This window comes from Flavobacterium sp. FG68 (assembly GCF_057808895.1).
In genome coordinates this window covers 43,069-63,456 of sequence record NZ_JBMDIY010000007.1, presented here as the reverse complement: position 1 = coordinate 63,456, position 20,388 = coordinate 43,069, and the positions used below count along the sequence as shown (strand labels likewise).

18 protein-coding genes and 1 tRNA gene are annotated in these 20,388 nt (G+C 32.4%); 9 read left to right on the top strand and 10 right to left on the bottom strand.

The features are described from left to right. Nucleotides 1–1,137 (top strand): 1-acyl-sn-glycerol-3-phosphate acyltransferase, encoded by a 1,137-nt coding sequence (locus tag ACODSB_RS06375; RefSeq protein ID WP_488936418.1) that lies wholly within the window; start codon nt 1–3, stop codon nt 1,135–1,137. Next, on the top strand, nt 1,127–2,158 hold the full coding sequence (locus tag ACODSB_RS06370; RefSeq protein ID WP_488936417.1) for an asparaginase: 1,032 nt from the start codon (nt 1,127–1,129) through the stop codon (nt 2,156–2,158). The genes ACODSB_RS06375 and ACODSB_RS06370 overlap by 11 nt, the downstream gene beginning before the upstream one ends. A 188-nt stretch (nt 2,159–2,346) precedes the next feature. Here ACODSB_RS06370 and ACODSB_RS06365 read toward each other — a convergent pair whose 3' ends face one another. Further along, nucleotides 2,347–3,588: an MFS transporter gene (locus tag ACODSB_RS06365; protein WP_488936416.1), complete on the bottom strand. Its 1,242-nt coding sequence runs from the start codon at nt 3,586–3,588 to the stop codon at nt 2,347–2,349. A gap of 90 nt (nt 3,589–3,678) precedes the next feature. Here ACODSB_RS06365 and ACODSB_RS06360 point away from each other — a divergent pair, with 90 nt between their 5' ends. Together ACODSB_RS06360 and ACODSB_RS06355 are read left to right on the top strand one after the other, a co-directional pair. Continuing rightward, nucleotides 3,679–4,548 (top strand): LysR substrate-binding domain-containing protein, encoded by an 870-nt coding sequence (locus ACODSB_RS06360; RefSeq protein WP_256636671.1) that lies wholly within the window; start codon nt 3,679–3,681, stop codon nt 4,546–4,548. Nucleotides 4,549–4,611: 63 nt separating this feature from the next. Continuing rightward, nucleotides 4,612–4,698: transfer RNA gene (locus tag ACODSB_RS06355), tRNA-Ser, on the top strand. A gap of 153 nt (nt 4,699–4,851) precedes the next feature. Here the strand turns inward: ACODSB_RS06355 and ACODSB_RS06350 are convergent. The 6 genes from ACODSB_RS06350 to ACODSB_RS06325 form a co-directional block, all read right to left on the bottom strand. Beyond that, entirely contained in the window at nt 4,852–5,811 is a 960-nt protein-coding gene (locus ACODSB_RS06350; protein WP_488936415.1) for a nitrilase family protein, read from the bottom strand. A gap of 69 nt (nt 5,812–5,880) precedes the next feature. Continuing rightward, nucleotides 5,881–6,705, bottom strand: coding sequence for an AraC family transcriptional regulator (locus ACODSB_RS06345; protein WP_488936414.1), 825 nt, complete (start codon nt 6,703–6,705; stop codon nt 5,881–5,883). Between the two features lie 157 nt (nt 6,706–6,862). Next, nucleotides 6,863–7,249, bottom strand: a complete 387-nt coding sequence (locus tag ACODSB_RS06340) for a helix-turn-helix domain-containing protein (protein WP_488936413.1) — start codon at nt 7,247–7,249, stop codon at nt 6,863–6,865. Between the two features lie 289 nt (nt 7,250–7,538). Further along, complete coding sequence (locus tag ACODSB_RS06335) at nt 7,539–8,306, bottom strand: SGNH/GDSL hydrolase family protein (protein WP_488936412.1); 768 nt, start codon at nt 8,304–8,306, stop codon at nt 7,539–7,541. Between the two features lie 64 nt (nt 8,307–8,370). Further along, nucleotides 8,371–9,153, bottom strand: coding sequence for a DUF3050 domain-containing protein (locus tag ACODSB_RS06330; protein ID WP_488936411.1), 783 nt, complete (start codon nt 9,151–9,153; stop codon nt 8,371–8,373). A gap of 86 nt (nt 9,154–9,239) precedes the next feature. Next, nucleotides 9,240–10,421: an acyl-CoA dehydrogenase family protein gene (locus ACODSB_RS06325; protein ID WP_488936410.1), complete on the bottom strand. Its 1,182-nt coding sequence runs from the start codon at nt 10,419–10,421 to the stop codon at nt 9,240–9,242. Nucleotides 10,422–10,591: 170 nt separating this feature from the next. Between ACODSB_RS06325 and ACODSB_RS06320 the strand changes: the two genes are divergently transcribed. After that, nucleotides 10,592–12,352, top strand: coding sequence for a helix-turn-helix domain-containing protein (locus ACODSB_RS06320; RefSeq protein ID WP_488936409.1), 1,761 nt, complete (start codon nt 10,592–10,594; stop codon nt 12,350–12,352). Nucleotides 12,353–12,396: 44 nt separating this feature from the next. Here the strand turns inward: ACODSB_RS06320 and ACODSB_RS06315 are convergent, their stop codons facing one another. Beyond that, nucleotides 12,397–12,543, bottom strand: a complete 147-nt coding sequence (locus tag ACODSB_RS06315) for an rSAM-modified peptide (protein WP_088636405.1) — start codon at nt 12,541–12,543, stop codon at nt 12,397–12,399. Between the two features lie 259 nt (nt 12,544–12,802). Here ACODSB_RS06315 and ACODSB_RS06310 point away from each other — a divergent pair, with 259 nt between their 5' ends. The 4 genes from ACODSB_RS06310 to ACODSB_RS06295 all read left to right on the top strand — a co-directional run bounded on the left by ACODSB_RS06310 (nt 12,803) and on the right by ACODSB_RS06295 (nt 19,085). Further along, nucleotides 12,803–14,365 (top strand): vitamin K epoxide reductase family protein, encoded by a 1,563-nt coding sequence (locus tag ACODSB_RS06310; RefSeq protein ID WP_053471502.1) that lies wholly within the window; start codon nt 12,803–12,805, stop codon nt 14,363–14,365. Between the two features lie 43 nt (nt 14,366–14,408). Continuing rightward, nucleotides 14,409–14,585, top strand: a complete 177-nt coding sequence (locus ACODSB_RS06305) for a hypothetical protein (protein ID WP_488936408.1) — start codon at nt 14,409–14,411, stop codon at nt 14,583–14,585. Nucleotides 14,586–15,594: 1,009 nt separating this feature from the next. Further along, the gene (locus ACODSB_RS06300; protein ID WP_488936407.1) at nt 15,595–17,787 is read left to right on the top strand and encodes a peptidase domain-containing ABC transporter; all 2,193 of its coding nucleotides are present in this window, start codon (nt 15,595–15,597) and stop codon (nt 17,785–17,787) included. A 2-nt stretch (nt 17,788–17,789) separates the two neighbouring features. After that, nucleotides 17,790–19,085: an HlyD family secretion protein gene (locus tag ACODSB_RS06295; protein WP_488936406.1), complete on the top strand. Its 1,296-nt coding sequence runs from the start codon at nt 17,790–17,792 to the stop codon at nt 19,083–19,085. Here ACODSB_RS06295 and ACODSB_RS06290 read toward each other — a convergent pair. Continuing rightward, nucleotides 19,082–19,789 carry a tRNA1(Val) (adenine(37)-N6)-methyltransferase gene (locus tag ACODSB_RS06290; RefSeq protein WP_488936405.1) on the bottom strand — a complete coding sequence of 236 codons (708 nt, stop codon included), beginning with the start codon at nt 19,787–19,789 and terminating at the stop codon, nt 19,082–19,084. The two genes, ACODSB_RS06295 and ACODSB_RS06290, sit on opposite strands and share 4 nt — an antisense overlap. A gap of 74 nt (nt 19,790–19,863) precedes the next feature. Further along, nucleotides 19,864–20,388: a ribosome maturation factor RimM gene (gene rimM / locus ACODSB_RS06285; protein WP_180857194.1), complete on the bottom strand. Its 525-nt coding sequence runs from the start codon at nt 20,386–20,388 to the stop codon at nt 19,864–19,866.

Below are 20,388 nucleotides of genomic sequence, written 5' to 3'. Positions count from 1 at the left end.
ATGCAGAAATTTGATGCCATTCGACCGTTTTATGATTCCGAAATAAATGAAGCACTTCATGATGTTGTAAATCACCCTATGATGAAAACCATGATGAACTTTACTTTTCCGGAACTAGAAGATGAGGTTTGGAAAAATCAATTAAGGAAAACGCATTCGATTCGTGATTTTCAATGCAATTTTATTTATAACACCATACAAAAGGTTCTGGAGAAAAGTTCTGAAGGCTTAACAACTTCGGGATTTGAGAAACTGGAACCAAATACTTCTTATCTATTTATCTCCAATCACAGAGATATTTTATTAGATACAACTTTGCTGAATGTTTGTTTGTTCGAACATGGTTTGGTAATGACAGCATCTGCAATTGGAGACAATTTGGTTAAAAAAGCTTTCCTGGCAACTTTAGCGAAATTAAACAGAAACTTTTTGGTTTTAAGAGGATTAACGCCTCGTGAAATGTTACAAAGTTCTAAACTGCTTGCCGAATATATGGGACAGTTATTGCTTCGCGAAAATCGTTCGGTTTGGATTGCACAAAGAGAAGGAAGAACGAAAGATGGAAATGATGAAACCAATCCAGGCGTTTTAAAAATGATTGGAATGGGTTCTGACGAAGAAAACTTAATGGATTATTTTAAGAAATTAAAAATCGTTCCGGTTTCTATTTCGTATGAATATGATCCTACAGATGTTTTGAAAATGCCGCAATTAATGGCAGAATCAAAAAACGAAGTTTACGTTAAAGATAAAAATGAAGATTTCATGACCATTTTAAGTGGTATCATGGGAACTAAAAAAAGAATACATATTTCTGTTGGCGATGTTTTAGATACTGAAATTGATAAAATCGTAGCAGAAAATGACAACGTAAACAAACAAGTTCAGGCTTTGGCACAAGTTATTGATGATACCATTTTGACAAATTATCAATTATGGCCAACTAATTTTATTGCTTACGATATTTTAAACGAAACAACAAGATTTGCTCATTTGTATAAAGAAAGTGAAAAATCACTTTTTGAGCGTCGTTTAGAAATGCGAATCGGAAGCGATAATCCTGTTACAAGACAAGGATTTTTGGCAATGTATGCTAATCCGGTTGTCAATAAATTAAAATACCAAGATGTCATCTAAAGCAAAAATACTTTTGATTTATACCGGAGGAACTATCGGTATGAGCAAAGACTTTGAAACTGGCGCGCTTAAAGCATTCAACTTTAGTAAACTAATACAGAAGATTCCCGAAATCAAACAATTAGATTGTGAAATCGAATCTGTTTCGTTTGAAAATCCGATAGATTCATCAAACATGAATCCGAAAATGTGGACTAAGATTGCCACAATTATAGAGGAAAATTATGCTTCTTATGATGGATTTGTCGTGCTGCACGGTTCAGATACTATGTCATATTCGGCTTCGGCATTGAGTTTTATGCTGGAGAATTTAGCTAAACCAGTTGTGTTTACAGGATCGCAATTACCAATTGGAGATTTGCGCACCGATGCTAAAGAAAATCTTATTACAGCAATTCAAATTGCTTCTTTACAGGAAAATGGAAAACCTGTTATCAATGAAGTTTCTTTGTATTTTGAATATAAATTATATCGCGGAAACAGAACTTCAAAAGTAAATGCGGAACATTTTAGAGCTTTTACAGCGCCAAATTATCCTGAATTGGTAGAATCTGGCGTACATTTAAAATTGAACTCGCATTTATTTCTTCCGATAAAAGAAGGTGCAGATTTGATTGTTCACAAAAACCTAGACAATCACGTAGCAATTATAAAAATGTTCCCGGGAATGAGTGAAGTTGTTTTGGCTTCGATCCTTTCAACTCCGGATTTACGTGGTATTGTTTTAGAAACTTACGGTTCAGGAAATGCTCCAACCGAAGAGTGGTTTTTAAACTTAATTGAAAAAGCAATTAAATCAGGAATGCACATTGTAAACGTAACGCAATGTTCTGGCGGAAGCGTAAACATGGGACAATACGAAACTAGTACAGCCTTAAAATCTCTTGGTGTTATTTCTGGAAAAGATATTACTACAGAAGCCGCAATTACAAAATTGATGTATTTGCTTGGGCATAATATTCCGCAAAACGAATTTAAAGACGTTTTTGAAACTGCTTTGCGAGGGGAAATTTCGTTATAAAATTCCAAATTCTTAAATTCCAAATTCCAAAACTGATAGATGTTTGTCATTTCGAGGAACGAGAAATCGCACTAGAAATTCGACAAAGATTGACGCTTTTAGGAACGGAGTTACTTGTGCGATTTCTCGTTCCTCGAAATAACAAAATTGTATACAATTGGAATTTGGAATTTTTTTATTGGAATTTATTAAAATTCTGAATCTTTATAAGGAACCGGACAAGTCTCTAAATCTTCTTGAGAACTACGATTTTTATAATACACATAAACGATCACAGAAAGAATACAAATAATTCCCTGAATAGCAACCGTATGTCTAGTTCCGATAATGTGCGAAACGTATCCGATAATTAAACTTCCCACGGGAATCATTCCCTGATAAGCCATTAAATAATAACTAATACTTCTTGATCGCATATTTACAGCACTTTGTGTTTGCACATAAATGTTTATAGATGAAGTTTGCGCCATCATTCCTATACCGCTCAGAGCCATGCAAATAAGCGCCACAGTCAAATTATTTGAATACGCTAGTATAATGATGCTAAAACCTAATAATAAGCTCGCAGCGATCATTATTTTACTCATATGATCTGATTTTTTAAGATTTGCCAAATAAATCGCAGATAAAATCGAACCAATTCCGGCAGCGCTTTCAAACCAGCTGAAAGTTTGTGCGTTTCCGCTAAAAATATCTTTGGCAAAAACCGGCATCAGTGTATTAAAAGAAATTACAAATAAACTGCTGCACATTAACATTAAAAGCATTTTAGCCATTTCGGCTTCTTTTTTTACGTAATCAAAACCTTCAATAAAATCTTCAAGCATTTTAAATTTATCAACAGCTTTAATGTGCGGCGTAATTTTCATCATTAAAAGCGAAATTAAAACTGGAATATAGCTCAGGAAATTTCCAATAAAACAAATGTCTTCACCATAATTGTGCAGAATAATTCCGGCTAGTGCAGGACCTGCAATTCGGGCAAAATTATTTAAAGTTGAATTTAGTGCAACGGCATTTGGGAGATCTTCTTTGTTATCAACAATATCAATCATCATCGTTTGTCTGCAGGTCATGTCAAACGCATTTATAATTCCCTGAATAAGGCTTAAAGCGAGGATAAAGTTAATATTGTAAATTTTAAAATAAATTAAAATTGCCAAAGCTCCGGCTTGAAGCATCGCTAAGGACTGCAATAAAAGCATTGTTTTGTGCCTGTCGTAACGTCCAATAATACTTCCTGCTAAAGGTGCCAGAAACAAAGACGGAATCATGCTTAAAAAAGTAGTCAATCCTAATAAAAATACAGATCCCGTTATGCTGTAAACCATCCAGCTTATGGCAGTTTTCTGCATCCATGTTCCAATAACTGAAACCGATTGCCCGTAGAAGAATAACTTGAAATTTTTAGATTTTAACGCTTTAAACATGATCTTAAATATTTAATACAAAGGTCGGGATTATGATTTCATTAGAAAAATTAATAATTTTACTGATAATAAGTATTAAAACTTATCAATATGGAAATTTATCAACTCGAATACTTTATTAAAACGGCTGAGGTTCTTCATTTTACAAAAGCTGCAGAATTGTGTTTTGTAACGCAGTCCGGGCTTTCGCAGCAAATAAAAAAACTGGAAGAAGAACTCGGACTTCCTTTGTTCAAGCGGATTGGCAAGAAAGTACAGCTTACAGAAGCGGGTTCTGTTTTTTTAATTCACGCCAAAAAAGTAGTAGAAAATGTTGAAAACGGAAAGCAGGCAATTGAAGATTTAAACGAAATGATTGGCGGCGAATTACGAATTGGTGTAACTTATGTTTTTGGTTTATTAATTCTTCCTATTGTCAATACATTTGCTAAACAGTACCAGAATTTAAAAATTGTTGTTGAATATGGAACTACAGAAGCTTTGGAACAAAAACTTCTTGATAATCAATTAGATGTTGTTTTGGTTGTTTCATCGCACGAAATTGAACTTCCCATTCAAAAAGTACCTTTGTTTACTTCTTACATGGTTTTGGCTGTTTCAAAAAACCACGCTTTAGCAGATTTGGATAAAATAGCTTTTAAAAAAATAGAAGAAATTCCGCTGGTATTGCCCGGAAAAGGATCGAATTCGAGAGAATTTGTAGAAGAGTTATTTCAAAAGTTTAATATGAAACCTAAAATCTCAATAGAGCTTCATTCTATACACGCTTTATTGCAAATGGTAGAGAACAGTGACTGGGCGACGATCGTGGCCGAAAAGGCTTTAAAAGGATGGGATCAGCTCAAAGCGATACAAATTACCGGTGTTGCAACCAAAAGAGAATCTTTTATGCTAACGATTGGAGGTTATCAAAAAAAAGCAGTAAAAATATTCATGGAAGAATTTAAAAAAAGCATTTAAAAGTAAATCTTAGATTTTATTTTTGAAACTCGATTTTTTTTGTGTTCTTTGCAGACCAATAATAGAAAGGTGTCCGAGTGGTTTAAGGAGCTAGCCTGGAAAGCTAGTATATGGGTAACTGTATCGAGGGTTCGAATCCCTTCCTTTCTGCAAAATAAAAATGCAATTTCATTTAAAATGAAATTGCATTTTTTTTGGTTTTAAAAATGGATTTATCTGGAAATCTAAGAAAAAATAAAGGCACTTTATTTGTGTTGAAATAAAAAACAATAAGATGCTTTTTTATCAGCATTAAAAAATAAATTAACTTTTTTGGGCAGGATTCAGCCAGACCACATTTTGTTCTGACTCATGATTTTGACCAATAATATCTTTGTACAGTTCTGGTCTTCTAGCTTTTATGTAACGACTTCCTCCTGCTTGAGTGCATTTTTCTGAGGTAAGTACAGCCGCTGCAAAAGAATCGTCAAAAGTTCGGCATTCTGCCAGAATATCTCCAAAAGGATCAATGATCATAGAACAGCCGTTTTTTAACTGATCGTCGTCCATGCCAATTGGGTTTGAAAATATCGCATAAATGGCATTGTCATAAGCTCTTGCCGGAAGCCATTTCATTAACCAGCTGCGGCCTTTCATTCCGTCAAATTCTAATCGTAAAGAAGTTGGATCATCTTCACGGTTTTCCCAAAGCTGCGGCGCGACAAAACCAGCACCTGGTCTGGTAGAAGGTGTGCACATTGTTACGTGTGGCATAAAAATAATATTGGCCCCTAAAAGCTTTACAGCGCGAACATTTTCTATAATATTATTGTCGTAACAAATTAAAATGCTGCATTTCCAACCGTTGATTTCAAAAATACAGTAGCTGTCACCAGCCGTTAAATAAGGATTTATAAATGGATGTAGTTTTCTGTATTTAGCCACTAAACCATTTTTGCCAACGCAAACCTGTGCTTTGAATAGATTGTTGTTTTCATCCTTTTCAAAAAGTCCGGCTAAAATTATGATGTCATTTTTTTTCGCAATTTCAGTCAGTTTTAGAATGCTTTCTCCATTAGGAATAATTTCTGCCAAATCCAGCATTTGTTCTTTTGATAAATGCATTGCAAATGTATATCCGGTTATAGAACATTCATGAAACGAAATTACATCGCAGCCTTCGGCAGATGCTTTTTGAGAAAGTTTTTCAATTACAGATAAATTATAGTTTTTATCGCCGCTTTTGTTTTCAAACTGAGCAGTAGCAATTTTTAAATTTTTCATATTGTATGCTATTAATTTTAGTCAAAAATAGCATGAGCAATATTTTATAAATTGTACAAAACCGACATTTTAGAATGATGAAGAAGAAAATCTTTTGATAAGATTATTGGTTAATTTTCCGGTACTGTATATATATTCGGTTGGAGTTATGCCGGTATGTTTTTTAAAATCTTTTATTAAATGTGATTGATCCGAAAATCCGGCATCGTAGCAAATTGTTGTTAGATTACTGTTTTCAGGTTTTTCTTTTAATAATTTTAGGAAATGATGCAGTCTTACAACATTCCCAAATTTCTTCGGATTTAATCCGATGCATTCTTTGAATTTTCTTTCTAAATGTCTTTCGGTATATCCGGTATATTCAACTAATTGTTTTATAGAGAAATCACCTTTTTTGTTGATAATAAAGTTTAATGAATGATCTATTATGAACTGACTTGAAAAAGGTTTTGTAACAATCATTGATTTAAAAAAATGATTTAAAAGTTCAATTCGAGTTTGATTATTTTGTTGAGATAATTTTTCCTGAAGCGCTGTAATTTTTTGATCAAATATATCTTCAACAGGAATAATAGAATCGTGAAATTCACTGGCAGGAATTCCTAATAATTGATTTATTCCGCTGGGTTGAAAAACAACAATTATTAGTGTTATTTCATTTTCAGAATAAAGATCTTTAAAACCATTAAGTTGTCCGTATAAAAACGAAGTGGGCAGATATTCTTTGACTTCGTATTTATTAATTCCAGAAATGAGTTTGCTTTTTACCGAGAAAACAAGCCCGGTATTTCCGTCAGAAAACAGGCGGAATTTTTGCACAGCAGTTTCGGTATTATCTAAAAACAGATAATGCTTAATATAATGTGATAACTCTTTTGATGGTGAAACTTGCATGGTTAAGCAAAATTAAATATATTTTTTCTTAGAAAATGAAAATCCTTTTCTAACTCAATAAAGATGAAGTAGTAAATAGAAGATAGAATTATAAATGCAAAAAGAGGTCTCAAATTTTGAGACCTCTTTTTGTAATAGATTATATTTTATAAAAGAATTATTTCTCTTTTAATAATTTCTCCAAATATTCATTTTTATCCTTTTCTGCCTGAACTAAACGCTCATAAAGTTCAACAACTTTATCTAAAGGATTAAAAGTACACTCATTATAGTGTTTGTTAAAAGCTGCATTATCGTAAATATTATTAAAGTAATTAATTACAGCTTCTTCCGAGAAGTTTTTAATTGCTTCAACAGTCATTCCAAGTACTTTTGCGACTTCTTTCAGTTTGTCTTCGTCTATGGTTTCGCTGTTTTCCATAGCCGAAACAGTTTGTTGACTCATTCCTAAAGCTTGTGCCAAAGCTTCTTGTTTCATGTCTTTTAGTTCACGAATACGGCTAATTTTTCGCCCTATATGATATGGTTTTGTTGCTGTGCTCATGAATCAAAGGTATTTAAAAATTTTTAAAGAAAAATAGATTTTAGTAAAAAACAGGCTCGTTTTTGTAAGATACGGTTTTCATTATTGAGGTAAATCTGTTGGAGAGTTTTATCTGAAAATCTAAACTACAAGGCAAAAGGTCTTAAAAGAAATAAATTTCTAAATTAGCCCCGATAGAAACGGTATCCATTTGTGGGCTCGTTTCTTTAACGAGGCCACAAAAGATAAAGTGTATAGCGGGACAATTGTTTTTTTGAAAATTAAATTTCTGCTTCTTTAAAAGAAAAAATTAATCCTGTAAAGCCATTTTTACCTTTGGCAAAATACGCTCCACAAACATTGCATAAGCAGATTCTGAAGGATGTAAACCGTCACTCGCAACAAGGCTTGTATTGATTAATCCGTTTCTGGTAATATCTGTAATAGAAACAAATGTTATGTTATTGATCATACAGTAATTTTCGGCAAAGGTTTTGTATTTATTAATTTCTTCGGTGATTTTCATTCTGCCGTCGGTTCCAAACATCATTCCGAAAGAAGTGTAAGCGTAATCAGGAATAGAAAGTACAACCACATTTTTTTTGTCGCCTTTGGCCAATGCAATTGCTTTTGTAACTAATTCGGGAAATTCTTTTTCGTATATAGAAAAATCTCTTCCCTGATATTGATTGTTTACACCAATTAATAAAGTTACCAAATCATAATTTGAGTCTGGATTTTGCTCTTTTATCGCAGTAAGTAAATTATTAGTGGTCCAGCCTGTTGTAGCGATTACTTTTAATGAAAAACTGGTTTCAGGATAAATTGCCTTTAAACTGGTTTTGAGCTGTTCTGGATATCTGCAGGTTTCGCAAACGCTTTGGCCAATGGTATAACTGTCTCCTAAGGCCAGATAATTTACGGATTTAGAGATAGGCGTTGTGGGAATTTGTGTTGTTGGAGGAGGAGTTACAGGTTTTGGCGAAACAGGAGTTTCTGAAGAAGATTCTTCTGGACTGCAGCTTAATAGAAATGCTGAAAGAATAACGGTAACTATTTGTTTGAATTGCGGTTTCATAATTTGTTTAAATTAATTTGGCTGGTTTAAACAAATAGTTACGTTAAATATGTTGTTATGGTTTTTAGACCATTTCTGTTTTCATTAGAATTTGTTCTTCAATGGCATTCCAAAGTCCGATGCGTTTTTCCAGAGCAAGAATAGAAACTTCTTCAACTTCTTTCCATTTTTGCGCGTCGTCTTCACATAAATCCGTAATCATTTGCATTGCCATTGGGCCGTGCTCATCGGCATCCAGTTCAATATGTCTTTCGAAATAATAAAGCAATTTGCTTAAATCTGTATCTGGAAGATTTTTTTGAAAGTTGCCTAGGATTTCGGTAAACATACTCGGAATCAAGTCTTCTCTTCCAAAAGTAAATGCTGCGGCAATTTGATGCGGTTTTCCTTCTTCGATAACTTTAAAAGTAAAATCAAGAAAAGCTTTAATTTCTGGATGAAGTGAACTTTGTTTAATAGCAACAAAAATGTTGTGAAGTGAATTTACCGAAGCTAAAAATTTATTGATTTCTGTAGTGTCTGCACCGCAGTCTTCCATTGCTTCAAGATACATTTCATAATGACTTTGTCTTCTTCCGTCGATGCTTAAATCTGTTTCTTCGGCAAGAACAATTTCGTTTATTAAATATCTTGTTTCTGGGTTTTTAGTAGCAAACCAAGGTGTTGTAGTACAAGTAAGTTTGGCTTGTAAAGCTTTTAATAAAGACATAAAATCCCAAACTGCAAAAACGTGATTTTCTACAAAGCTGTGTAAGTCATCAATCGTTTGGATTTTATTGTATAATGAATGTTTTAAAAGCTGTTCTTTTTGAGGTTGAATGCTATTGTTTATAGTTTCAATATTCATTTATGTAAATTTTGGGGCAAATATAAAAAGCTTCTCGGTTAGAAGAAGCTTTTTTATATTGTTTTTATATATATTTTAATAGATGTTTATGATTTAAATGCTGGAATTCCAGTTACATCCATTCCGGTAATCAATAAATGAATATCGTGAGTTCCTTCGTAAGTTATAACACTTTCCAGATTCATCATATGGCGCATAATTGAATATTCACCGGTAATTCCCATTCCGCCTAACATTTGTCTGGCTTCGCGGGCAATTTGAATCGCCATATTTACATTATTACGTTTTGCCATCGAGATTTGAGCTGTTGTAGCTTTTCCTTCGTTTCTCAAAACGCCTAAACGCCAGGTTAATAATTGTGCTTTTGTGATTTCGGTAATCATTTCGGCTAATTTTTTTTGCTGTAATTGAGTTCCTCCAATTGGTTTTCCAAACTGAATTCTTTCTTTAGCATATCTTAAAGCTGTATCGTAACAATCCATTGCTGCTCCAATTGCTCCCCAGGCAATTCCGTATCGTGCTGAATCTAAACAACCAAGCGGAGCTCCTAAGCCAGATTTATTTGGTAAAAGGTTTTCTTTTGGGACTTGTACATTATCAAAAATTAATTCTCCGGTTGAAGACGCACGAAGCGACCATTTATTATGAGTTTCTGGAGTTGTAAAACCTTCCATGCCGCGTTCTACAATTAAACCGTGAATTCTTCCTTCTTCATTTTTTGCCCAAACAACAGCAATATCTGCAAAGGGAGCATTTGAAATCCACATTTTGGCACCATTTAAAAGATAATGATCTCCCATATCTTTAAAATTGGTAATCATACTTCCCGGATCAGAACCGTGATCTGGTTCTGTTAATCCAAAACATCCTATATATTCACCAGTAGCCAGTTTTGGTAAATACTTCATACGTTGTTCTTCGTTTCCGTATTTCCAAATTGGGTACATTACTAAAGAAGATTGTACTGATGAAGTTGATCTTACACCAGAGTCTCCTCTTTCAATTTCCTGCATAATTAAGCCGTAAGAAATTTGATCTAAACCGGCACCTCCATATTCAACAGGAATATACGGCCCGAATCCGCCAATTTCTCCAAGTCCTTTTATAATTTGCTTAGGAAATTCTGCTTTTTGAGCATATTCTTCAATAATAGGAGAAACTTCTCTTTTAACCCACGCACGTGCAGATTCTCGAACTAATTTATGTTCGTCTGTTAACAAATCGTCAAGGTTGTAATAATCTGGAGCTTGAAATAAGTCTGGTTTCATTTTTGAGTAATTTTACAAAACAAATTTACGCAATAAAAATATAACAAAACAAAGTTAAATTGTTATATTTTTATACATTAGTTAAAAAATAATCACAAATAAGGTGAATTAATTTTAGTTTATTGATAATTTATAACCTAATTTTGAGATTCCAAAAAAACATAAATTGAATGAGGCTGATCATCTCTTTTGTACTTTTTTTTGTTATTAATACTGCATTTGCACAACACATAAATGCACTGACTGAAGAGGAGTATCTTATATTGCAGGATAAAATTCGACTAAACTTTAATGCAAATGTCGATAGCGCCCTTGTATACGCTAATCAATTAGCACGATCTAATAATAATAAACATTTAGCTTTTGCAAATGCAGCGATATCAAGCCTGCTGCAAATGAAAGGAGATGTAAAACAATCTCAGGAAAAATATAAAAAAGCATTTTTTTACTTAGAAAAAATGCCTGAATCCCGAGATAAAACACAACTAAAGTCCTATATATACAATTATGGAGGCTTATCTGAATGGAAAAGAGGGAATTTTAGCAAAGCTCTTGAAATTTATCAGCAGGGAATTAAGCTTTCTATGCAGATTAATGATGTCAAACAGATATTTAAATTCAAAGCTAATATTGCATTAATTAATGAAGGAGTTGGGAATTATCAACTGGCCATCAGGAATTTAAAGCAGCTTAATGATTTTATTGACCAAAATGAAAGTGTTTTTACCAAAGAGCAACTGTTGAATTATAAAAGTAATGTCAATACTGGTTTAGGAAGCTCTTATGAAAGCTACTACATGAAAAATGTAAGTAAAAAACACTTGCTGGATTCTGCAGAATATTTTTATAAAAAATCTATAAATTACTCCCAAAACTTTGCTGAAAATAAAATAAAGGCAAAATTGAGCCTAGGTAATATCTATAATTGGAAAGGAGATTACAAAAACGCAGAAAAAACTTATTATGATGTTGTGTTTTTGTCGAATCAAAACAATCAAAAAGACATTTTATGCGTTGCAAATTATAATCTGGGAGATGTTTATTTCACTACAAAAAAGTATGATAAAGCACTTGTTTTCTTTAAAAAATGCGATTCACTTTCAGAAATAACAAAAGTCAATGAAATAGATTATCTCAAATCTAATTTTTATCAGGCCAAAATTTATAACATTCAGAAAAAACCGGAACTTGCTTATAAGCATTCGAGAATTTATTTGGATAATTATGAAAAATTTGAAGCAAAGTTAAATACAGAAGCACTTGAAGTTAACTATAAGCAAGGTGTAGATGATTTGACGGATGAAATGGTTAGTATAGAGAAAAAATATAAAAATGAAGTTTTTCTAAGCAGAGGTTTAAAAGTTTTTTATGTCTTATTATTTGTGGCAATTGTCTTTTTATTAATTAAAAATATAAGGGATAAAAACAAAGCACATAAAAAAATGAATGCTTTAATAGAAGAATTTAAAGCAAATATTGAGAAGAAAAATAATTCTGAGATTCTGCCGGAAGAAATACTTGAAGAGGAAATGTTTGAGCTGGAAGAAATTCATCTCAAAAAAGAGAATTTTACCCTAAGTATTGATGAGGCAAAAGAGAATAAAATAGTAGAAAAACTATTAGCTCTTGAAAATAAACTAGAATACTTAAATGCCGATTTTACGCTGTCGTATGTTGCAAAAAAGATAAAAACAAATACAACCTATTTATCTTATGTTGTAAATAAGAGATTTGGTAAATCATTTGGGGAATATTCAAATGAATTAAAAATCAATTATGTGATTAATGAGATGATCACAAACCATATGTATCGAAAATATTCAACACAAGCTATTGCCGAAAGTGTGGGCTTTAAAAATGCAGTATCTTTTGCTAAGTCATTTCGCAAAAGAACTGGAGTATCTCCAGCTCAATTTGCGAATAACATTTAGAATTTATTTATTAGTGATTTACACTTAATAATAAGGTACGAATTTTATGTAGTACCACTTCCTCCACCTTTTCCAGGATCAACAGGTGCACTACCCGGCGGTATTGGATCTCCTCCTACTACCATTTTTTGTTGATTTTTTGATAACTTTTCTGTCTCAAAATCTTCGAAATTTAATTTAATATTTGCCATCTTTTTACATGTTACGGTTACTGATTTATCAAAACTAAAGAAAATGCAAACCTCTTGATCGAGAATTGGGTTTTGAACTCTTTTTTGAAACCAATAAAAGATTAATTAATTGTAAATCAGTTATTTATGATTAGATTATAACTACTATAATTTATAAATTGTATGTAGTATAATATATAAAATGTGTGCTTTGAGCAATTTTTTTCGAATAAAAACAGCAATATTTGTACTGTAATTCGATTTAAAACAGGTTTCAAAGATGCTAAAACTTATCCAAAAATTTCTACAAATAAACAGATATTCGGATGTGAAAAACGAGTTTAAAGACTTGTTTCTTTCACACCCTAATTATCCAAGTTTATTTGCGATCACAGATTCGTTTGATTTGTTGTCGATTGAGAATGCTGCAATAAGAGTTCCAAAGGAACAAATAGTTGATTTACCAACAAACTTTTTAGCTTATTTTAAAGAGGAATTAATCTTAGTTGAAAAGGCAAAAGATTTTGTTAGAATCAATACAATTAAAAAAGGTGTTCAAAAAATTTCATACGAGAAATTTCTTTTAGACTGGAATGGAGTAATTGTTGCAATCGAACCGAATAATGTAGTAGCAAGAGAAAATTTAAAAGTTGAATTAAACTGGTTAAAATATCTTATACCTTTTATACTAGTAGCAGGATTATCATTTTTTTACAGTTCATACAGTATTTTTAGCACTGTGTTTTTGCTGACATCAGCCTTAGGATTAATTGTGAGTATTTTAATTGTTCAGGAAAAACTTGGTTTTAAGAACAATCTTATTACAAACTTTTGCAATTTAAGTACAAATTCTTCTTGTAACTCTGTTTTGAGTTTTAGCGAGAATTATGAAAATAGATGGATTAGTTTTTCAGACTTACCGCTTTTGTTTTTTGGAGCAAGTTTTATTTCAATATTAGTACAACCTGCTAACTCGTCAATTTTTGTTGGGTTTTTAAGTCTATTAGCGATTCCAATAATTGTATCGTCAATTTGGATTCAAAAATTTGAACTTCAAAGATGGTGCGTAATGTGTTTAATGGTTTCCTTTTTAATATTTACACAAAGTATAATTTGGTTTTCATCAGACTTGTTTACGTTAAGTTTTAGTTTCAGTACCATTTTTCCGTTTTTGTTTTCTTTAATTCTTTTAATACCAATTGCATTTGTTGTAAAATCAATTGCTAAAGATGTTCTAAATAATGAAAACTCTTTAAAGGAGCTTAAAAAATTTAAAAGAAACTATTCACTGCTGAATTTTTTATCAAAAAAAGTTTCGCATCAAAATGGATTTGAAGATTTAAGAGGATTAAATTTTGGAAACAGAAGTGCTGTTGTAAAACTGGCCATAATTATAAGTCCGAGTTGTGTTCATTGTCATAAAACGTTTCAGGAAGCTTTTGACTTAGTTTTAAAATTTCCGGATAAAATATATTTAAGTGTTTTATTCAACATTAATCCTGAAAATGCAGACAATCCATATAAAGCAGTTGTTGAAAGACTTTTAACAATAAACAGATCAACTCCGGGAAAAACAGTTGAAGCCATTTCAGACTGGCATATTAAAAAAATGAGTTTGAAAAAATGGTTAAAAAAATGGAATGTTGATAATGTCAGCATGATGATAAATCAGGAAATAAACAAACAATATGAGTGGTGTTCTAAAAACAACTTTAATTACACTCCGATAAAAATTGTTAACGAAAGATTGTTTCCTAATGAATACGAATTAAGCGAATTGAAATACTTTTTAAACGATTTTGTCGAGGAAAAAGAAACAACAGTACTAGAAAGAATTGCCTAGTTTGACATTTGATAAATTCTCTAACAATTAAAAATTTACAGTTATGCTAAAAAATATATTAAACCTGGAAGGCACACAAGAAATAAGTGCTAGTGAGCAAAAAACTATCATTGATATCTTTAGTAAAGAAATATCATCTAAATGTGATGCAAATTCGATAATAGCTTATGATGATTGTACAGATTATTTTTCAGAATTAAATTATTCTGGAACAAATTAAAAAACTGTACGGTTATTGTTAGAGTAGAATCCAGCAGAGAATTTTGCAATTATTTTTTGCTGTCAATTTTTTAAATTATTTAAAGTAATATACAATAAAGCCTTTTTAAAATTTAGTCATGTTTTTTTTAATTTGTAGGCGCTCGATCGTGGAACATTGAGCAATCTATCCCAACATTGATGATTGGTGTCGGGATTCTCAGGATAATTGGTCACTTGGATCGGTTTTATTTGGTTAGGGCTGATCAAGTGCCATCTCCTAGAGAAATTGGTATTACTAAAAATATATTGAATATTTAAGAGAGAAGAAATTCTCTCTTTTTTTGTCACAACATTTAACAAGTAGTAAAATTACTACGCTGTTTTTTAATATAGACATAAGCTTCAAATGTCTTGAAATGATTGGAGTAATAACAAATCAAAAAACCTAAATTATGTTAAAGAAAATTTTAAAGTTAGAAGGAGCTCAGGAATTGACTAGAAAACAGCAACAATTAATTAGAGGAGGAATAGCTTGTGGTCCTGGTCTTCCGACATGTAGGCCTGGTTCGCACTGTGTAATACCTGATGATCAAGAAGGATATTGCAAAAGCAACTAGTGATTTACAGAATAAGTTTATAAAGAATTATTGTCAAGCCCTAAACAAAAACCATTATGAAAAAATGAAAAAATTTAGCTGGAGTTCACGTTTTAACCAATTATGAAAAGAAAAGTATTGTTGTAGGAGGCGGACCGATCGTATGCTATTGCCTCGGAACAGATAATTGTAGTTGGTATTGTTCATGATGGTGAAGACTGCAGCGGACTGATTGATCATAATTGTCCTCTTGACTTTTAGGGTTTTACATAAGTATTAAATATAGAAAGCTTTGTTGTTTGTAACAAAGCTTTCTTGTTTTACATAAAATTCAATTGTAAAAATCCATCACTAACCTATTTAATTAAAACTTCATTTATATTTTTAAGAAATTTTGTATAATATTGCTATGAATAAACCCAAATATCAGAATTGAAAAAATTCATCAATTATAAGCAGGCAGATTTTAAAGATTGCGGACCAACATGTTTAAAGATCATAGCCAAACATTACGGTAAAACAATCAACATTCAGGAGTTGCGCGACAGCAGTGAAACAACTCGTGAGGGAAGTAATTTGCTTTTTTTAAGTGATGCTGCCGAGAAAATTGGTTTTAGGACTCTGGGGGTAAAGTTAAATGCAGAAAGACTTGAAGAAGCACCACTGCCATGTATTCTGCATTGGAATAAAAATCATTATGTTGTACTTTATAAAATAAAAAAAGGAACTTATTATATTTCAGATCCCGGTTTTGGATTACTTGAATATAATAAAAAAGATTTTCTAAAATTCTGGATTGGAAACAATGCCGATGATTCTACTAAAGAAGGTATTGCTTTACTTATAGAACCCACACCAAAATTCTTTCAGTCAGAATTTGATAAAGAAGACAATAAAGGTTTAGGGTTTGGATTACTATCACAATATGTGCTTCGTTATAAATCATTTTTGATCCAGCTGAGTATCGGACTTTTGGCCAGCAGTTTACTGCAGCTTATTTTTCCTTTTTTAACTCAGAGTATTGTTGATGTCGGAATACAGAACCAGAACATTCATTTTATATATCTAATTCTTTTTGCACAGCTGTTTCTCTTTGCCGGAAGAACAGGCCTGGAGCTTATCAGAAGCTGGATTTTGCTGCATCTTTCAACCAGAATCAATATCTCCTTAATTTCAGATTTTTTTATTAAATTAATGAATCTGCCTATTTCCTTTTTTGATGTGAGAATGACAGGAGATATCATGCAGCGTATTAATGATCACCGCAGAATCGAAAAAATACTGACTACATCATCTTTAAATGTGCTGTTTTCTGTAATCAATATGGTTGTTTTGGGCGGTGTTCTGGCTTATTTTAATCTAAAGATATTTCTGGTGTTTTTTGCAGGAAGCATTCTTTATTTTGGATGGATTACATTGTTTTTAAAACGAAGAGAAGTTTTAGATTACAAACGTTTTGCCGAAGTTTCTCAGGAACAAAGTAAAGTAATGGAACTCATTAACGGCATGCAGGAAATTAAACTTCACAATGCCGAAAAACAAAAACGCTGGGGCTGGGAATATGTTCAGGCAAGATTATTCAGGGTTTCGATAAAAGGATTGGTTTTAGAGCAGACACAATCTATAGGATCTTCCGTAATTAACGAGTTAAAAAATATCTTTATCATTTTTTTATCTGCAAAATTGGTAATCGACGGCTCGATAACGTTAGGAATGATGCTGGCTATAAGTTCAATAGTAGGAAGTTTAAATGGCCCAATTACACAGCTTATTGAATTTGTGCGAGAATTGCAGGATGCTAAAATATCTCTGGCAAGATTATCTGAAATTCATGAAAAGGAAGATGAAACCCAGCAGGAAATTCATCAAACAAATGATGTTCCGTATGATTCTGATATTGAAATTAAAAACCTTTCATATCGTTATTTAGGATCGGATATTCCGGTTTTAGATGATTTAAGTCTGGTAATTCCAGCCAATAAAGTAACCGCAATAGTGGGCGTGAGCGGAAGCGGAAAAACTACTTTAATGAAACTGCTTCTTAAGTTTTATGAACCTGAAAAAGGAGAAATTAATATTGGCAGCTCACAGTTGAAAAACATTTCGCAGAAAGCCTGGCGATCCAATATTGGAGCTGTAATGCAGGAAGGTTATATTTTTAGTGATACAATCGCTAATAATATCGCTTTTGGAGTAGATAAAGTGGATAAAGAACGATTGGTTTATGCCGCAGATGTTGCCAATATTAAAGAATATATTAGCGAACTTCCTCTTGGGTACAATACTAAAATTGGAGCAGAAGGAACAGGAATGAGTACAGGACAAAAACAAAGACTTTTAATTGCGAGAGCGGTTTACAAAAATCCGGAAATATTATTTTTTGACGAAGCCACATCAGCTTTGGATGCCAATAATGAAAAAGAGATTATGCGGAAACTGGACATTTTCTTTAAAAACAAAACTGTAATTGTAATTGCGCATAGGTTAAGTACTGTTATGAATGCGGATCAGATTGTGGTTTTACAAAAAGGGAAAATTATCGAAATAGGCTCGCATTCCTCATTGGTGGAACAGAAAGGAAATTATTTTGAATTGGTTAAAAATCAATTGCAGTTAGGAAATTAATCATGGAAGAAGATAATAGTACATTCGAATTAAGAAGTGAGGAAGTTCAGGACATTCTCACCAAAGTGCCGCACTGGATGATCCGCTGGGGAACGGTTTTGATTTTCGTAATCATACTGATGCTCTTTTTTGTTTCCTGGTTTATAAAATACCCGGATGTTGTCAATACGGAAATTGTGATTACAACTAATATTCCGCCAGAGAAAATTGTTGCCAAATCATCTGGACGTATTGAAGCTATTTTAGTTAAAAATAAATCGATTGTATCTAAAAACAGTACACTCGCCATTATAGAAAATACGGCAAATTACAAGGATGTTTTTCTTTTGAAAAGTATCGTTGATAATTATAATATTAATGACCCAAAAGCAGAATTTCCGTTTTCAAAATTAAAAAATACACAGCTGGGAGAAATAGAAAGTGCCTATGCTGTTTTTCAAAAAGATTATCAGGCACAGGAATTAAATCATGACCTGCAGCCTTTTGCAATTGAAAACAGAGCGCAGATCTCTGAAAAAATCCAAATAAAAGAAAGATTAGAAATTTTGCAGCAGCAAAAAACACTTAACGAAAGTGAACTCCAGCTTCAAAAGAATGAAGTGGTCCGTTTTGAAATATTATTTAATAAAGGTATCATTTCGGCTCAGGAAATGGAAGTTAAAAAACTAAGTTTTCTTCAAGCGCAAAAGAGTTATAGAGGCTTATTATCCTCCATTTCTCAATTGAGGTCTTCTCTTATAGATAATACAAAATCGAGTCAGAGTTCGCAGGCAAACAGTACTAAAGAAGAGGTTAATCTGGGGAGAAACATGGCGCAGTCGTTTTATCAGCTAAAAAAAGTGATAAAAGACTGGGAACTGGCTTATGCCTTAAAATCTTCCATTAGCGGGAAAGTTACTTTTTTACAGGTTTGGACAGAAAACCAAACCATAAATTTGGGAGATAATGTCTTTTCGATTATTCCCGATGCTAAAAATGGTTTTATAGGAAAAGTAAAAGCTCCGGCTTTAAACTCAGGAAAAATAAAAACAGGACAAAGGGTCAATATTCGATTGGCTAATTTTCCAGACAGGGAATTTGGTGTTTTAAAAGGAAAGATTCAGAATATTTCTTTAGTTCCGGACAAAGATGGAAATCTACTGATAGATGTTGCTCTGCCAGATGGATTAAAAACTTCTTATAACAAACAAATTCTGTTTCAGCAGGAAATGAAGGGAAGTGCCGAAATCGTAACCGAAGATTTACGCTTAATAGAAAGAATTTTGTATCAGTTTAAAAGTATTTTTGAACAAGTTTAGAATTTCAAATAAAAATCCTTCGTCAACTCAATATATTCTGGTGTATAAACATGTCTGTCAATTTCGATTGTTAATTCGTCGATTTCGATTTCGTCAGTTTCATTTCGGCTAAAAGCCAATAGGCTTCTTTTAATTGATGAAGTTGGAGTTCCTTTTACACGTGTAATTTTTATGGGATATAATTCAGCTTCTTTTGCTAAAGCGATAAATTTCTCTTCTTCTTTGTAAGGAAGAATTATAGCTAAAATTCCGTTTTCAGATAAAAGCAAATCAGCAGCTTCGACGATTTCTTCAAAAGGCATTGCATCCTGAAAACGTGCTAAATCTCGCTGTTCGTTTTCTGTTTTATAATCTTCAGCATAAAAAGGCGGATTTGAAACGATCAAATCATATTCATCTTCCGGTTCTTCAATGAATTCATCTAATCCGGCATGAAAACAAAATAAACGATCACCCCAAGGTGAATTTTCGAAATTTTCTACAGCTTGTTCGTATGCATCTTCATCAATTTCAAGAGCATCAATTTGTTCAGCATCAGTTCGCTGTGCAAGCATTAAAGCAATAATGCCAGTTCCTGCGCCAATATCTAAAACACTAAAAGGATTATGGTGAACGGGAGTCCAAGCACCCAATAAAACACCGTCAGTTCCTACTTTCATTGCAGTTTTGTCTTGTTTTACAGAAAATTGCTTGAATGAAAACATTGCGGTATATAATTAAAATTAAGATTTATTCAGATAGAAAACTGAATACTAAAAACTGTAAACTGAATACTTTTTTAAAGGTACATCTCAACCAATCCTTCAGGAAGGTTCATGATAACCTTTTTATTTTCTCTGTCAATCTTAACCAGGAAATGATCAATCATTGGGACTAAGATTTCTACTTCACCATTTAAAACTTCGAAAAGAGGCTGAGCAGAAGAATCATTAATTGAAGTAATTTTCCCGAAAACACCTAAACGCTGGTCTTCGATTTCGAAACCAATAACTTCGTGGAAATAAAATTTGTTGCCAGAAAGTTTTGGCAGCATTGATAAAGGAAGATAAATAGCATTGCCAACAAGTGCATCAGCTTCTTCCTCATTATTTACATCTTCAAAACGAACCCTAAGAAAGTCGTTTTTATGTAATGAACTTGTTTCAATAAAAAAAGGAACCAAGTGTTTGTTGTGTTCAACAAACACTGATTCCAGATTTTCGTATAACTCAGGTTCGTCTGTGTCTAAATAGATCAGAACTTCACCTTTGAAACTAAATTTTTTAGCGATTTTACCTAAATAAAAACATTCTTCTTTACGCAT

Bases quoted from the DNA above. Each gene is read 5' to 3' on its own strand.
- ACODSB_RS06375 (WP_488936418.1), top strand. From the start codon at position 1: ATGCAGAAATTTGATGCCATTCGACCGTTTTATGATTCCGAAATAAAT.
- ACODSB_RS06310 (WP_053471502.1), top strand. From the start codon at position 12,803: ATGCTAAAACTTATCCAAAAATTTCTACAAATAAACAGATATTCGGAT.
- ACODSB_RS06320 (WP_488936409.1), top strand. From the start codon at position 10,592: ATGAGGCTGATCATCTCTTTTGTACTTTTTTTTGTTATTAATACTGCA.
- ACODSB_RS06340 (WP_488936413.1), bottom strand. From the start codon at position 7,249: ATGAGCACAGCAACAAAACCATATCATATAGGGCGAAAAATTAGCCGT.
- ACODSB_RS06290 (WP_488936405.1), bottom strand. From the start codon at position 19,789: ATGTTTTCATTCAAGCAATTTTCTGTAAAACAAGACAAAACTGCAATG.
- ACODSB_RS06350 (WP_488936415.1), bottom strand. From the start codon at position 5,811: ATGAAAAATTTAAAAATTGCTACTGCTCAGTTTGAAAACAAAAGCGGC.
- ACODSB_RS06295 (WP_488936406.1), top strand. From the start codon at position 17,790: ATGGAAGAAGATAATAGTACATTCGAATTAAGAAGTGAGGAAGTTCAG.
- rimM (WP_180857194.1), bottom strand. From the start codon at position 20,388: ATGCGTAAAGAAGAATGTTTTTATTTAGGTAAAATCGCTAAAAAATTT.
- ACODSB_RS06360 (WP_256636671.1), top strand. From the start codon at position 3,679: ATGGAAATTTATCAACTCGAATACTTTATTAAAACGGCTGAGGTTCTT.
- ACODSB_RS06330 (WP_488936411.1), bottom strand. From the start codon at position 9,153: ATGAATATTGAAACTATAAACAATAGCATTCAACCTCAAAAAGAACAG.
- ACODSB_RS06345 (WP_488936414.1), bottom strand. From the start codon at position 6,705: ATGCAAGTTTCACCATCAAAAGAGTTATCACATTATATTAAGCATTAT.
- ACODSB_RS06370 (WP_488936417.1), top strand. From the start codon at position 1,127: ATGTCATCTAAAGCAAAAATACTTTTGATTTATACCGGAGGAACTATC.
- ACODSB_RS06325 (WP_488936410.1), bottom strand. From the start codon at position 10,421: ATGAAACCAGACTTATTTCAAGCTCCAGATTATTACAACCTTGACGAT.
- ACODSB_RS06305 (WP_488936408.1), top strand. From the start codon at position 14,409: ATGCTAAAAAATATATTAAACCTGGAAGGCACACAAGAAATAAGTGCT.
- ACODSB_RS06335 (WP_488936412.1), bottom strand. From the start codon at position 8,306: ATGAAACCGCAATTCAAACAAATAGTTACCGTTATTCTTTCAGCATTT.
- ACODSB_RS06365 (WP_488936416.1), bottom strand. From the start codon at position 3,588: ATGTTTAAAGCGTTAAAATCTAAAAATTTCAAGTTATTCTTCTACGGG.
- ACODSB_RS06315 (WP_088636405.1), bottom strand. From the start codon at position 12,543: ATGGCAAATATTAAATTAAATTTCGAAGATTTTGAGACAGAAAAGTTA.